The following is a 14,887-nucleotide window of genomic DNA, read 5'->3' on the forward strand; positions in this document are numbered from 1 at the left end:
GTCAGTTGATTAGCCCCAGAGCCTGCTCCATTGCCCCCCGCTACGGTGGTGCCGCTGGTGGCCCCGGCCGCCCACTTCTGGATGCGGTTGTTGCCCCTATCGGCCACATAGACCGCCCCGGCCCCGTCCACGTATACGCCAAAAGGTGAATTCAGCTGATTGGCGCCGGAGCCTGCTCCATTACCCCCGGCTACGGTAGTGCCGCTGGTGGCCCCGGCCGCCCACTTCTGGATGCGGTGGTTGGACTCGTCGACCATATAGACCGCCCCAGCCCCGTCCACATATACACCAGTAGGCTTATTCAACTGATTGGCGCCGGAGCCTGCTCCATTGCCCCCCGCTACGGTGGTGCCGTTAGTGCTCGACTGGGCCCACGCGCTCAGGCTGATCAGGACCAGCAACATACATAGGGCACGAGAGCCGGAAGCCAGCCCAGTGGAGTCTTGCCGCTGCGGGCTTCTGTGGATGACCGAGCCCAGGAAGAAACCCTGAGTGGGTTGTGTGTTATTGAACAAAGTAGAAAGTAAGTGCATAGTCCGTACGCTGAGTGGGTTAGTGGCTATAAAACAGCCCTGCAAGAGTAGGGGGATCCGATTTAAAAAAGGTGCACTATTGTTCCGAAAAGGTGCACTATTGTTCAGCCCCTAGCCGATTGGCGATAATTGCCGGGCGAAATGCCAAATTCCTCGGAAAATAGCCGACTAAAATATTTTGGATTATCGAAACCCACGGCATAGGCCACTTCCGAAACGTTGAGTGCCGAAACGGTTAATAGCGCCTGCGCCTTTCGTAAACGCAGGGTGCGCACGTAGCGGCTGATGGACATATCCGTCAACGCCGTCATTTTATTGTGAAGGGTAGTTCGGCCCATACCCAACTGCAGACAGATGGTGTCTACCGAAAGTTCGGGGTTATCCAATTGCCCTTCTACCGTGGTTCGGAGCTTCGTCAGAAACGTATCTTCCAGGGCATCCACCACGGCAGCCGGAGTTGCTTCGGTTGGCAGGGCATCCGGCTGGGTGCCACCCAGCCGGATGCCCTGCCTGGCGTGGCCCGGCGGGATGCCGCCCAGCGCCAGTTGGCTGTAGTACGTCTGCAACTGCCGCCGGGTCTGGAGCAGGTTCCCCAGTACAAGCAGTAATTCTTCCCGTAGAAAGGGTTTGACCAGGTAGGCATCGGCCCCGCGCCGTAACCCGGCCATCCGGTCACTAACAGCTGCCCGGGCGGTAAGCAGTACGATGGGGATGTGGCTGGTGCGTTCGTCGTTTTTGAGTGTATCGCACAGTTCGAACCCATCTTTGAGGGGCATCATCACGTCGCTCAGAATCAGGTCAGGTATATTCGCCAGGGCCAGGTCAATACCGGCCTGCCCGTTTTCGGCCCGAATTACCCGGTAATCGGCTGCCAGGCAGGTTTGAACGTAGTCGGCCACATCGTCATTATCCTCCACCAGTAACAGCACGGGCCCATTGCCGGACGATGCCGGTTCTGATTCGCTCAACGGCATGGGGTCTGGGCTGACCAGTATCGCTGCGGGCACCGGCTCCCCGGCAGGTCCGGCCTGGATTGGCTGAGCCTCATGGGTAAGCGGTATACTGACCACAAACTCGGCTCCCTGTACAGACCCCTCCAGGCCATTCGTGGCCCGGCCGGACCAGTTTCGGACGGCCAGTCCACCGTGCATGAGCAGCACCAGTTCCCGCACCAGCGACAGCCCGATGCCGGTACCGCTAACCGATGAAGCCGACTGAGTATCTTCCTGGTAAAATCGGTCAAAGACTTTCGGAAAGCTTGCCGGGCTAATACCCGGTCCGGTATCCCTGACACTGAACTGAATCCAGGGGCTATCCAGCCGGGGGCCATCCAGCCGGGGGCCATCCAGCCGGGGGCCATCCACATAGACTGTAGGGGTAAGTTCCTCGTAGTAACCCTGTGCGCTCAGGGGCTGCCAGGTATCCAGCAGTCTTAACTGATAGTAGATATGCCCGCCCTCGGGGGTAAACTTTAAGGCATTGGTCAGCAGGTTGGACAGGATATCCTGCAGTTTATCCCGATCAAAATCCGCTTCGCAGGGGGCTTCCGCCAACAGAAAATGCAATTGAACACCCCTGGCCTGAGCCAGCGACTGGAAGGATTCGCCCACGTACCGGACAAAGCCCACCAAGTCGGCCTGCACCGGGCGCAGCTGCATCTCACCGGCTTCCAGTTTGGACAGGTCCAGAATCTGGTTGATCAGCCGCAACAGATTGATCCCGCTGCGTTCAATCAGCCCGGCGGCCTTCCGAACCACAGGTTGTGGTGCCGTCGGCTTGTAATTCTCCAGTTGGGCGGCCATACCCAGAATAACCGTAAGGGGTGTACGGAACTCGTGCGAAATATTGGCAAAAAACCGGGAGCGGACTTCATTGAGCCGGAGCAAATCCCGGGCCTGCTGCTCAATGATTTCTTTGTCGGCCTCGATACGGGCGGTGGCTAGCTGAATCTCCCGCTGTAGCCTGATTTGTTCATTCCGGTGCTGCCAGATCCGCCATCGCAGCCACGCCCAGATACCGGCTCCTGCCAGCAGAGCCATGCCTATCAGAAACCAGGGGCGCATATAAACCGGCCGCACTACCAGCAGGTTTATCGCCAGCGTGTTGCCCGACCACTGCCCGTCGGCGGCCTGCGCTTTGATCAACAACCGATGGTCGCCGTAAGGTAGGTTACTCAACCGCAGGGAGGATTCCGTCTGGTAGTTCCATTCGGTATCAATATCGGTAAGCTGATAGGCATAGACGTTCTTTTCGGCGTTGGCGTAATTGAGCAGGGCAAAGTCAAGCACACTGGAACGGTCACCGGGTGGAATGGTGATAGTATTCGTCCTGACCACTTCATCCGTTTTATCCATGAACGTATCCGTCGCATTGTCGTACTGGCGAAACGACGTAATGCGCAGGGGTAGCCCGGCGGCTGGTTTCTGGGTTTGGAAATCACGGGGATCGAAGGCCGTAATGCCATTGAGTCCGCCAAAATAAATCCGGCCGGCCTTATCCTGGTAATGCGCAATCCGGTTGAACTCGTTGTTGGTAATGCCATCCTCCACAAAGTAAGACCGGGTCGTAAACCGGGCCGGATCGAACTGCATGATGCCATAGTCGCTGCTCATCCAGAGGTGGCCCCGCTTATCGGCATACACGGCGTAGATATTGTCGTTGGATAAGCCTTCGCTGCGCCGGAACTGCCGATGCTGGTTTTGCCGACGGTCCCACCGGATGAGTCCCGCGTTGGCCGTAGCCAGCCAGTAAATACCCCGGGAGTCCTGGTAAAAATGCTGATAACTCTCGGCGGGCAGGTACAAACGGCCCTCTCCCCCGCTCCAGTACCGGGCCGTTACGCCTTTTTTCGGATCTACGGTGTATAAGCCCGTACTGGCGCATAGCCAGAAAAGCCCCTGCCGGTCGGGAGCGATGTGCAGGATATGGGCCTGGGCCAGTTCGGTAAACTGATTGTACTGCGTAAATGGGTGTGGCTGCTCCCGTTTTGTGTCAAACAGCAGAAGCCCAGTTTGACCACCTAAAAGCCACTGGTCCGGACCAAATGGGTGAAGGGTCCACAGAATATACCCATAAGGAAGGCTTACACTAGAACGGGCTCCGGTAGGTGGGGCGTAGTGAACGAGTTGATCATTGATGCTGGCATAGAGGGTCCCCTGCTCATCCCGCGCTAACCCGTACGCGCGGGCATTGGCAGGATTAGTCGCTAGTAGGGGCAATTTCTTTGGTGGACCGCCCAGCCAGTTGGTGGTGTACAGCCCTGTGTTCTCCAGATTGGCAAAGACCTGATTGCCTGCTACGGTAATGCCCCGAATAGGAGCCATGTTGGCACCCTTATCGGTTTCCTGATAAAATAACCGATGAAAATTATTTTTAGCCAGTTTGACCTGATAGACACCAAAACTGGTCCCCAGCCAAAACAGTCCATTCCGGTCACGGAAAAAACTTCGGTTAGTAACCGGCACACCGGGTATCTGAGGGGCAATGGTCAGAACGGCTCGGCTGGTCGAATCCCGCAAACTCATCCCATCCCACACTAAGCCAGTACGGTCAAAGGCGTAACAAATCGGATAAAGGGGTCGGTTGAGCGAATTCAGCAGGGATGGTGGCCACGCTCGCCGTTGACCCAACTCGTCTACGCTATAAAACACATCAGATGATTCCTTTCCCGGGTAAGGGATAAAATAGAAAAATTCAATACCGGCGTTTTGCTGCCCAAAACAGATGCTAATCGACCCCAGGGAATGGTCAAACTGATGCACGATACGCCCATCCAGGGTTAGTTCAAGCAGATGTTTGTCATCCGCAACGGCCCAAACGGTATTACGGGCAGTAGCCCGAAAGACGACCAGTTGCTTAAACTGCGGCAGGGAAACGGACCGCAGCCCCGATGCCGGGTGGTATGATAGTAAACGGGCGGGTTGATTGTTTGTAAAAAAGACGGTACCGCTTGCGCTGCTGAGCAGGCGCTGGGGGAAATCGAATAAAGTTGAGGAGCGTTGTTTCCCAAACTTGTCGTTAAAAGAAATTGCCTTGTTGGTCAGTGGATTGAACAGGGTGATATGCGACTGACCGTAAGGTCCCATGAGCCATAGAATCCCGTCGGCATCCTGGGCAATGGACTGTATATCGTCAAAACCGAGTCCATTCCGCTCTTTAGTGTAAGTGGTAAACTTCTGACCGTCGAAGCGGCTAAGCCCCAACTTGGTGCCGAACCACATAAAGCCCTGCCGGTCCTGAAAAATGGCGTTTACCTCCCGATGCGACAAGCCCTGCTCGGGGCCATAGTGTTTCACCGAAGCCGCGTAGGGTTGGGCCGCACCAGGCTGGGTTTGTGCCAGCGTAGAGAAACAGAGCATCATGGCTATTACGCAGGCCAACCCTTTACTGACCAAGCTAAATCGTTGAGAGCTAAACCCGGAGTGCATGTCAAAACAAAACAAGACAGCACTTAATTCACCATTCAAACCAGGACGATCTGTAGCTGTGACATTTGACATTGCCGTCATGAGCACACTGGTTTACTTGGGAAAAGCCAGATTGTCATCAGTATTACTGAACAATATGATTCGTATGAAAATACGCTGGCTGAGCGGGAAATTCGGACGATAAAATTCAATTACCGGAGCAGAGAATCCATTGCTTGGCCGAGGCATTATTATCATATACGCGGCCGCCAGGAAATCGGTTTTAGCAAGCGATAAAGAATAATAACCAATCAAATCGGGCCGCTGATCCGTTGTGATTACTATATCGAATCGGCGGCCCGGTCCCGAACAAGCGAACTATATGCAAGGTGAACTAGTCAAGCAATGGCGTGTAATGAAACGCTGTCAAAGTCAAAAGCGCAAGTGATCGAGTCAATGGCTGCTGGATAAAAAAACTAGTGTTTTCGCTGGTACAGTACTGCCTTATTTCCTTAAGGCAAAAAATAGCTCGACAACCTTCGTCAAGCTTCTGATGTAGATTGCATCGTGTTTCTTTACGCAACTTACCTGTTTAATTCCGTATAGCTCTCCCCCTTATTCATCAGGCCATTTCGGTCAATAAAAGGATATCTGAGGTTATTTAATGGACTCGCTATTTTGCTATCAATGAATGGTTTGTATCAGTAATAACTATGCTGAAAATCGTTCACTCAAACCTCCAGTTCGGATCGGGACAACTGGGAATGGCAATATTGTAAACTATAATTCTTGAGCACTAAATAAAGTGACCAGCCCCTTCCACTACTTGCAGGCTACTGGATCGAAAGAATGTATCTGCACAGTAGTTTGTGAGGCCGCCGTTGGGCTTTTCTCGTGCTACACTTCGGCCCAAAATCACCAGTTCCGGGACATGTATTTTACCGGATCGGTTCGACCGGGTCAATCCTAATCCTGAAGAAAATTTAATCTCCTCTTCAGCTCGTCTTCATGCAGCGCCGGTAAATTTGTAGGGTCATCAAATCAGGCAACTATGAACCGACTGGATCACGTTTCAACTTAACGGAAACCCAACACCAGGACGTAACTAACGTGTAGCTACGGTAACTACCTAAGGCAGATCTTCGTAAAACAGGGACGTACCTCACTGCTATCAGACCACTAACCGTCTGTACTATGACCTGCCGGGGTTATTGAACACTCGTCTATCAAGGAAGGGACAAAACGGATAGCCTTACTTTTCTTCACCGCTGAGCCAAGGCAGGGAGAATCTTTCTGATTAAAAAAATAGTCCATCAGCTATCTTCCCGTGGGTCATGCACTGGACGTAAGGCGGTTGGTGGCCGTATGAACTATCGGGTCTACTGGTTATCTGTTGAACAGAATCACACCACTTCCCCACAAGTGAGTAAAAGTACCAACAACCGGCACGTGGCGTCCGTACGCTTTTTTCTAAACACACTTACCAATCAGGCTGTTAGTTTGGACAGTTCGATCATGGCATTGTTTTTCATGATCGGTGGGCAGACAGACCCGATTCATAATATCTAATGAAAAGGGTAAAATGCCTTCCCTGTCAACAGGAGACGGGTCAATCCGCAGCGGTTACAGCCCATCCTAGGCCTTTATTTTAGCACGACTTCCGATCAAGAACGCATAACGCATGACTCAACCACCAGCCGATAGTCCAAACAAACCCCGGGGTATCTGGCCGCTTCAGGCCCTAAACTTTTTCATGGCCGATATACAGGCGGGCATTGGTCCTTTTCTGGGTATATTCCTGCTGGCCCACGGCTGGAAAAGTGGCCTGATCGGTTCCGTCATGACCATTGGCGGGGTAGCAGGAATGCTGATGACGGCCCCCGCCGGAGCCCTTATCGACGCCACTAAACGCAAAAAGACGTACGTAATCGTGGCGGCTTTGTTTACCACCCTGGCCTCGGGTATTATCCTGCTGTCACAAAATTTCTGGCTGGTCAGTGTCTCGCAGGTAGCCACTGCCATTGCCGGCTCGGCCATTGGGCCGGGGGTGGTGGGTATCACCCTGGGCATGGTACGGCAAGCAGGATTTAATCGGCAAAACGGCTACAATCAGGCCTACAACCACGCAGGCAATGTGGCAGGTGCCGCCCTGTCGGGTTACTTGGGCATGCGCTATGGCATGCCGGCCGTTTTTATCCTGGCCGCCTTATTCGGGGTATTAGCTATTATATCGGTCCTGCTGATTCCCAGCGAGGCTATTGACGATGATGCCGCCCGGGGACTACCCGAAAAAAAGAATACCGGTGGCACCTCCGACGCCAACGGCTTTCAGGTACTCCTCAAAAACAAACCCCTGCTGCTGCTGGCAGCCGCTCTGGCCTGTTTTCACCTCGGCAACGGGGCCATGCTGCCCCTGTATGGACTGGCAGCTGCCAGCAAAAACACGGGCAACGCCACCGAATTTGTGGCCATGACGATCATCATTGCCCAACTGGCCATGATCGTTGTGTCCCTGCTGGCCATGCGGATGGCCGAGAAGAGCGGCTTCTGGCTGGTCATGCTCATCTCCTTCATGGCCCTGCCGCTGCGCGGTTTCATGGCGGCTTACCTGACCAATCAGGTTGGCCTGTATCCCGTGCAGATACTGGATGGCATCGGGGCAGGTCTTCAGAGTGTGGCGGTACCGGGTATGGTGGCCCACCTGCTCAACGGAACCGGGCGGGTCAATGTCGGGCAGGGTGCCGTTATGACAGTACAGGGCCTAGGGGCTTCCCTGAGTCCGGCCATTGGAGGCTGGATGGCCCAGCAGATTGGTTACTCAACGACGTTTCTAATTCTGGGCAGTTTCGCGCTGGTATCCATCCTGCTGTGGCTGGGGTTTGCCACTATCCTCAAATCGGCCTGCGATACCACCGGCTCTTCTGCGCTGGCCCCGGCCTGATGCCCATAGCCTTCAGGCCGGGGAACAGAACGGCAACCGGGGTCGTTGAATTGGGCGGCATTCACTGACCAGATGATAACCGCGCAGGCCAATCCCATCCTCTCCCCGATCCTATTCGCACAAACTACGTCCTGATGCATCCTATTTTTATCTGGCTTATTGTCTTTTTGTCCATTGCGGGGGTCATCATCCGTCCCTTCAACATCCCGGAATTCGTCTGGGCCATGGCGGGCGCTATTCTGCTGGTCGTACTGGGCCTAATCACACCGGCCGAAAGCCTGGTGGGGATCACCAACGGTACCGACGTGTACCTGTTTCTGACGGGCATGATGCTGCTGGCCGAAACTGCCCGGGCCGAAAAGCTATTCGACTGGCTGGCGGCCCACGCCACCAAACGCGCCAACGGGTCGGCAAGGCGCCTGTTCGGGCTGATCTACCTGGTGGGAATAGTCGTCACCGCTTTCCTGTCCAACGATGCCACGGCGGTGGTGCTGACTCCGGCTGTAGCGGCAGCCGTCAAAGCCGCCCGGGTCAAAAATCCGCTGCCTTACCTGTTCATCTGTGCCTTTATTGCCAATGCAGCCTCGTTCGTGCTGCCCATCTCCAACCCGGCCAACCTGGTCATTTACGGCACGCACATGCCCCCACTGCTGGCCTGGCTAGCTCAATACACCATCCCCTCGGTCGTATCCATCGCGGTTACGTTCGTGATGCTGCGCTTTACCCAGCGGAACGCGCTAACCGAAACCATCGAAACGGACAACCCCATACCCCACCTGTCGGCGGGTGGGCGGCTGGCCCTCATCGGAATTGGTATTACGGCCCTGATCCTGCTGGTTGCTTCCGCCCTTGAAGTGCCCCTGGGTTTACCCACAGCCATTACGGGTATTCTTACGTCGGTGCTGGTGCTGGCTCGGGCTCGAAAAAGTCCGTGGAACGTTATCCGGGATGTTTCCTGGGGGGTACTGCCCCTGGTGGCCGGTCTGTTCGTGCTGGTCGAAGCCCTGACCACCACAGGAATCATCCAAACCCTGACTACCCTGCTGCGCACAAGCACAGCGCATTCAATTACCGAAACCACCTGGCTGAGCGGCCTCGGGGTGGCCCTGGCCTGTAACCTGATCAACAACCTGCCCACCGGACTCATTGCCGGTACGGTGGTGCAGGCCGGGGCGGTACCTGAAGTCATTAAAAGTGCCATCCTGATTGGTATCGACCTGGGCCCTAACCTGTCGGTAACAGGTTCGCTGGCCACCATCCTCTGGCTGGTCGCGCTACGACGGGAGGGGCAGTCGGTCGGTGCGTGGGCATTCCTCCAACTGGGTGCCCTGGTGATGACCATCCCCCTACTGTGTACCCTGGGCGTCATTTGGCTTTACCACTGGTACGCTGGCTGACCAGCCTGCAGTACGCTCCCCTCAAACCAGCCTATCACTTTCGTTAACCGGCGCTACTCATGGAATGGATCTATACCCTGCCCAACTGGCTGTTCTTCGTTTTTTGCTGCGGAGCCACCCTGCTGTTCTCGCTGGCTGGCTATTGCTTGGCCCCTGGGTTAGGTCCCGCGCGATGTCACCAGCCGAACATAACGATCTGGTGAGTTATGTTCTTGGGTCTTCGGGTGTCATTTACGGCATTCTGCTGGGTCTGGTGGCGGCCGGTGTGTGGCGTAACTTCCAATCCCTGTCGAGTCAGGTAGATGAAGAAGCCACCCTTACCGCAGCCCTGTATCAGCACATGGCTACTTACCAACCGCCCTACGAGGAGGAATTAAAGGCGTACGTTCAATCCGTTATTCAGCAGGACTGGACCGCCCATCATCAAGGCCGGGTACCTCAGGAGAGCAGTAAAATTCTCCGTTCGTTCAAAAATCCTCTGTTCAATTTTGTTCCGTCTACGCACCGGATGCAGGTGGTACTCGAACAGGCCATCAATCAACTCAATGAACTGCTCATTGCTCACCGTTTTCGGTTACGGGGCGATCAGGCCGATCTGCCCGAAGTGCTGTGATGGGTCACTAATCTGGGAGCGTTGATCAACGTGGCTATTTCCTGGTTTTTCGTGGCGGATATCCTCGTCCACCAAACCGCTCTGACGGCGTTGATCGCGCTGCTGCTGGGCTCACTGCTGTTTTTGACAGCCGCCATGAACATTCGTTCCGGGGCAGTTCCAGTGTCGATGCCAGCGCGTTCGAATCGGTGCAATATGAGATGGTCCATTACTGGCCGGGTAGTAGACCCCTTTTTTTTACTCCAAATACCCAACAATAACATAACGTTTTACTTTATCGAACCATGCGAACACGGTACGTTCATTCCATCCAGCTAACGGCCGTCGGGCTTTTCCTAGCTATCTCGTTCACCAATTGCCTGTCGAGTCGGCAGGCTAGTTCTACCCTGAGTCGGGTAGCCAGCGACAACTGCGTCATCGACTCCAGCGGCATGTCGGGCTACGTCTTTCACCCCATCAAGCTTGTAGTCGGATCGCCCGATGACTCGTTGCTCCGGCATCGCTACGGCGAACGGGGGCTAGGTATGGGGCAGGCCGTGGAGTTGACTCCCGTATTGGAGCAGCTAACCCGCCTGGAACAACAGCAAAAGCCCGGTTAGCCAGTTTCTACCGATTACCTGACCCTGCGGCAGAAACTATCCGACCAACTTCAACTCGCCAGTTTTGACATCGCTACCGCGGCTGCTTTGGTCGATTGTGATACCAAGCGGGCCACCCTGACGGCTACCCTGCTGACCCGGCGGGAAAACGTTCGGGAAAAACGCATGACCATCAGTGCCATTACAATCGGGACCGTCGCTATTATTGGGGCCAGTCTATTGAACCTGCACGAACTACCGCGTACCGCCGACTGGTTTCATATTGCCGGTGGTGTAGGAGAAGGCGGGCTAGGTGTACTGGCCCTCCGCCAGAGGTTCCCAAGAGCGGAGTATGGTCATGCGCGAAACCCGCTACGCGACATCTGGACCAGGCCCGAAACATCGATTGTATTTGCGCCCCTGGTCTGGTACTACCTTAACCAGCCAAAGTCTACCAGTAATCTTTCGCAGGCAGACGCCCTGCGCAACCGCTGGGAATTGCTGGTATCACTGGATGCGGGGGCCAAAAAAGCACGGTCTCACACCCCTGGGGAGGTGGCTTATTTTGGTGAAAGCGGTACGTACACGGCCGAAGAGTTGACGGTCCGGGCGGCTATGCTGGGACAGATGGAAACCGAGATCCGGCTGATGAATAACGATCTGACCATTCTGCTCAACGAAATTGTGCGCCCCGTGACGAAACGATAAACAAACTCCTGAAATACCAGTCAGGGAACTTTCAATGGATATAGGTTATGTAAAGCCATTACTGAAACCGTCCAGATAAACCTCCGATTCCGGCTGAGACTGGCCAGGTTGTAAAGGGGGAGTGAAATAGGATTTTTATTCCCTTTCCAACCGACTGTACCGAAATAATCACCGCATCAAAAAGCCGCGCCAGCAGGACTAGGGAGCGGCTTTTCGAGGGAGTTTAGTGTACGGCGTTAATCACTTGTTTATCGGCATGAGCAGTGTTATGAGCGTTGCCGCCTGCGCCACCACCAACGGAGCCGGGTCCAACCGCTAAAGCGAAGGGGTTTGCTAATGGTTTGGGTATCCTGTATTTCACGACCTAACTCCACCGCCAGTCCCTGTGATTTGCTGATGGCCAGAATCTGGCTGCTATACAGGCTGCGGTGACCGGATAACAGAAAGCTGATTACACACGATACGGCCGCGTAAGGAGCCACCCCTGTCCCAAACAGTTCAATGGCCAGAATGCTGGTGGAAATCGGGGCGTTGGTGACCCCGGCCAGGACGCTCACAAAGCCTATTGCGGCAAATGTGCCCGGATCGCCCCCCGTAAGATGGCCAAAGAAGCTGCCTGCCGTGGCTCCGATGAATAAAATCGGCGTAATGACGCTGCCGCTACGGCTGATGCTTAGGGTGATGATTGTAAACAGGGCTTTGAGCAGAAAGGCATACGCCACTACGGGTTTACCTTTGATACAACCCTCCATCAGACTCAGGCCCAGGCCAAGGTAATCGCGGCCAAACAGTAAGGTCAACCCCACGAGCACCGCACCGCCCAGCAGCCCTTTCAGCGGTCGCCAGAGGGCAAGGCCCGCCGTCAATGCGGTGCTCCGCCGGATTGCTCCAATCAGGGCGTAGGCAATCAGCCCAAAGAAAATACCCCCCGCCAGCAACCGTAGAAAAAAGTCCTGCCCGAAAGCAGGAACAAAGTTTAGCGGGTAATAAAAGAAGGTTATGCCCAGTGCCGACGACACCTGATAGGCCGTCAGGGAAGCGACGAAAGCAGGCAACAATACATCATATAAAATAACGCCGACCGCCAGAATCTCGATGCCGAAGAGTGCTCCGGCGATGGGTGCCCCAAACACACAGGCGAAACCCGCGCAGAATCCACAAAGCACCATCTTCCGCCGGTCCACATTGTCCACCCGGAATAGTGAGGCAAACAAACTACCAATGCCCGCCCCGATCTGTGCGCAGGGACTTTCCTTACCCGCCGAGCCGCCCGTAGCCAGAATCAGCGACACATTGACTATTTTGGTGGGGATAAAATTACCCTCAACCCGACCGTGGTTTTTATTGATGGCAGCAATCAAGGCATCCGTTCCCAAGTGGTTTTTGAACACGAACAGGCTGATTACATTGGCCAAAAAGAAACTCAGCGGCAACAGGTAAAACACATGTTCGTAGCGATTGCCGGCTTCAATTATATAGTGAATAAAGGTGATAAACCCTGAAGCAGCCAGGCCAACCACGCAGCCAATGAACGTGGATAGAACAAGCCATTTAAGGACTGTAAAAAAGAGTACTACTTCTTCGTTTAAGCGCATGTACTTTTAACTCATATACAGATCAGTTGATTGGCTAATTCAATCAGTCAGGCAGTAGTAAACATAACTGTCTGCGTATAATAGAGTTGATGTAAGTTCATTATCAAGGACTTGAAAGAAATGGCCAAATTTTGATCAGTCTAAAAAGCCAGAGAATCGCTTAAATGCGCAGCTAATCTTTTCTCGAAGATTTTATTCAATTCTAAGCGGTTACAAATTTTGTAAATGCCTGAATATCAACTTACATCAAGTCTAATTAACGTTGCCTCGTCTATCAGCCTTCAGCAGCGAATAGCCGATGAGTGAGAGGGCAGGTACCCGGTGAGTTCATCTACTGACCCGTTAAGTGCCGAAAATGACAATAGGCATAGGCGTTGACCAATCCGTAAGAACCGTAGGCATCGGTATCAAGTAACCGGCCCGTCTGCATTTGATTCAGTAAGGTCAGCATACAACCGTCCTGGCTAAAAACCTTCCGACAGGTTCGCTTACTTAAATTATAAATAGCACTATTGGGCGTTAAACTGAAATAGTAATAGTTTCCGGCAGAAATTCCCCAGGGGTGGTTTCGGTAGATTATCAGGGGGCCTTCTTGCATCACTTCATACTCACCATCCCCTAAAAGACGGTACCTTGCACCCTTATCCGTCTGGTAGCCCCAGACGGATTCAGCCGGTAGCCACCAGTGATGGTTTTTTCGATCAATTAGTAGCACCTGATGCTTACGGGGCTTTGACCGGAATGTTTTTACCCACGACTGCCCCAAGGTACTCGTTAACTCATGCGGTGACCGTAATACCTGAAGGTTTGTTGACTGACAGCTCAGCAAGGTCAATGCCCAAAGGATGCTCCATTTACCAAACTGAACCAGTGTCTGGTTACCTAATTGACAGGTTTTCCGCTGCTGAATGACCATAGAGTAGATAAATTGATTTACCTTCAGCGCTTATTAATCAACGGGTTAGCTGTGAGACGCTTCTGCTTGCCACCTATAGACACCGGCAATAACTGAGATGGCTTTCGTACGTAGCCTAGTAAATAGGTTGCCGCAATGTGCAAATCCCGCTCCGTTCGCATGCGCGAATCGATTAACTCATTGACATTGCCGAAATGAGCGATAAAGCCTTTGGGGGTTAATTGGCCCATCCTTACTTCCCAAATCATGGACCCTAAGGATGGCCTTGTCTTCAAATAATCGGTGTACAGATTCAGTACCCTTTTTAGAAGTATATATCGATCCCGCCATTCCTCATACGTTGGGTAAATAAAACTGGAGACATTAGACCCACCAAATAATACGTTCGCCGGTGGCAGAATGGGGTAGATCGTATCGGGCACACTGATTGGTTGACCCCCGTTTAGTTTATCCAGTTCCTCTTGTAGTCGACATATAGCAATCTCTTTTTGAGAACGCTTTTCGGTTAGTGCCAGGAATAGGGTACTCACTTCAGATTCGCCCAAATTGGTTAATGTCGTTAGATTACGCCACAAAAGAGCCTCTGAAAATTGATGAATTAATTGCTGGCGGTTAATAAATTCGCCCAGTCGTTTTCGTTGGTAAATTAACTCAAGGCCCGTCAGTCTGGCTTGCCGATAAATCTTTAGGTGCAACGCCTGGTAGCTGATTGCCATCTCCTGACGTGACTGGCAGATTGGTTTGCTGGCTGTCGACGGGCATAGACTACCTAAAGCTGTTCCGGAATCAGGTAGCCTGCTCACCCCCTGACAGGAGTCTACCCATGAGCGGCCCGCCCGCAAATAGGGGTTATTGGTAACTAACGTGGTTAATAGCGAATCCAGTGACGATTGACCAGAAGCCACTAACTGACTTAGCAACCAGAAAAAGGCAGTTAAAACAGATGGGTGAACAAATCGCATGGCGGTTAAACGGTAAAGAAAATAGGTAGTGATTCCAGAGGGTTGATGAATAGATGCTTCAGCAGAGGTATCGCACCGGCGACCCGGTTAGTTTTGAGATGTCTAAAGCTATATGGTACTCCAGCCGCCAGTCGGATAAGTTATCAGGCATCATTCGCCAAGGAATACTGCCCTACGTACAAAATGGCATTGATAATGGCCCTGATGGGCTTTTTGCGTTTGTGTTGCCAAATGTTGG

Annotated in this window: 10 protein-coding genes; 5 read left to right on the forward strand and 5 right to left on the reverse strand. The window is 53.3% G+C overall.

What is annotated here, in order from left to right; genetic code table 11:
* On the reverse strand, positions 1-533 hold a 533-nt coding region (locus tag B157_RS35365; protein WP_483852516.1), incomplete at its 3' end, for an NHL repeat-containing protein.
* A gap of 104 nt (positions 534-637) precedes the next feature.
* Positions 638-4,894: a two-component regulator propeller domain-containing protein gene (locus B157_RS0113890; protein WP_020603920.1), complete on the reverse strand. Its 4,257-nt coding sequence runs from the start codon at positions 4,892-4,894 to the stop codon at positions 638-640.
* Positions 4,895-6,620: 1,726 nt separating this feature from the next.
* Here B157_RS0113890 and B157_RS0113895 point away from each other — a divergent pair.
* From B157_RS0113895 to B157_RS39740, 5 genes are all read left to right on the forward strand, one after another.
* The gene (locus B157_RS0113895) at positions 6,621-7,880 is read left to right on the forward strand and encodes an MFS transporter (protein ID WP_020603921.1); all 1,260 of its coding nucleotides are present in this window, start codon (positions 6,621-6,623) and stop codon (positions 7,878-7,880) included.
* 134 nt (positions 7,881-8,014) lie between these two features.
* Positions 8,015-9,277, forward strand: coding sequence for an arsenic transporter (locus B157_RS35370; RefSeq protein WP_020603922.1), 1,263 nt, complete (start codon positions 8,015-8,017; stop codon positions 9,275-9,277).
* Between the two features lie 64 nt (positions 9,278-9,341).
* Positions 9,342-9,890, forward strand: a complete 549-nt coding sequence (locus tag B157_RS0113905; protein ID WP_026308689.1) for a bestrophin-like domain — start codon at positions 9,342-9,344, stop codon at positions 9,888-9,890.
* Between the two features lie 284 nt (positions 9,891-10,174).
* The gene (locus B157_RS39735) at positions 10,175-10,489 is read left to right on the forward strand and encodes a hypothetical protein (RefSeq protein WP_020603923.1); all 315 of its coding nucleotides are present in this window, start codon (positions 10,175-10,177) and stop codon (positions 10,487-10,489) included.
* A gap of 87 nt (positions 10,490-10,576) precedes the next feature.
* Entirely contained in the window at positions 10,577-11,176 is a 600-nt protein-coding gene (locus B157_RS39740; RefSeq protein ID WP_020603924.1) for a hypothetical protein, read from the forward strand.
* Between the two features lie 266 nt (positions 11,177-11,442).
* Here the strand turns inward: B157_RS39740 and B157_RS0113920 are convergent, their stop codons facing one another.
* The 3 genes from B157_RS0113920 to B157_RS0113930 all read right to left on the reverse strand — a co-directional run bounded on the left by B157_RS0113920 (position 11,443) and on the right by B157_RS0113930 (position 14,649).
* Complete coding sequence (locus B157_RS0113920; protein WP_020603925.1) at positions 11,443-12,771, reverse strand: chloride channel protein; 1,329 nt, start codon at positions 12,769-12,771, stop codon at positions 11,443-11,445.
* Positions 12,772-13,102: 331 nt separating this feature from the next.
* Positions 13,103-13,687 (reverse strand): hypothetical protein, encoded by a 585-nt coding sequence (locus B157_RS0113925; protein WP_020603926.1) that lies wholly within the window; start codon positions 13,685-13,687, stop codon positions 13,103-13,105.
* A gap of 23 nt (positions 13,688-13,710) precedes the next feature.
* Positions 13,711-14,649, reverse strand: coding sequence for a hypothetical protein (locus tag B157_RS0113930; RefSeq protein WP_157618441.1), 939 nt, complete (start codon positions 14,647-14,649; stop codon positions 13,711-13,713).
* Positions 14,650-14,887: the final 238 nt, after the last annotated feature.

Origin of the sequence: Spirosoma spitsbergense DSM 19989, from assembly GCF_000374085.1 — a bacterium.
Taxonomy (GTDB): Bacteria; Bacteroidota; Bacteroidia; order Cytophagales; family Spirosomataceae; genus Spirosoma; species Spirosoma spitsbergense.

Bases quoted from the DNA above. Each gene is read 5' to 3' on its own strand.
- B157_RS0113890 (WP_020603920.1), bottom strand. From the start codon at position 4,894: ATGATGCTCTGTTTCTCTACGCTGGCACAAACCCAGCCTGGTGCGGCC.
- B157_RS0113895 (WP_020603921.1), top strand. From the start codon at position 6,621: ATGACTCAACCACCAGCCGATAGTCCAAACAAACCCCGGGGTATCTGG.
- B157_RS35370 (WP_020603922.1), top strand. From the start codon at position 8,015: ATGCATCCTATTTTTATCTGGCTTATTGTCTTTTTGTCCATTGCGGGG.
- B157_RS0113905 (WP_026308689.1), top strand. From the start codon at position 9,342: ATGGATCTATACCCTGCCCAACTGGCTGTTCTTCGTTTTTTGCTGCGG.
- B157_RS39735 (WP_020603923.1), top strand. From the start codon at position 10,175: ATGCGAACACGGTACGTTCATTCCATCCAGCTAACGGCCGTCGGGCTT.
- B157_RS0113920 (WP_020603925.1), bottom strand. From the start codon at position 12,771: ATGCGCTTAAACGAAGAAGTAGTACTCTTTTTTACAGTCCTTAAATGG.
- B157_RS0113925 (WP_020603926.1), bottom strand. From the start codon at position 13,687: ATGGTCATTCAGCAGCGGAAAACCTGTCAATTAGGTAACCAGACACTG.
- B157_RS0113930 (WP_157618441.1), bottom strand. From the start codon at position 14,649: ATGCGATTTGTTCACCCATCTGTTTTAACTGCCTTTTTCTGGTTGCTA.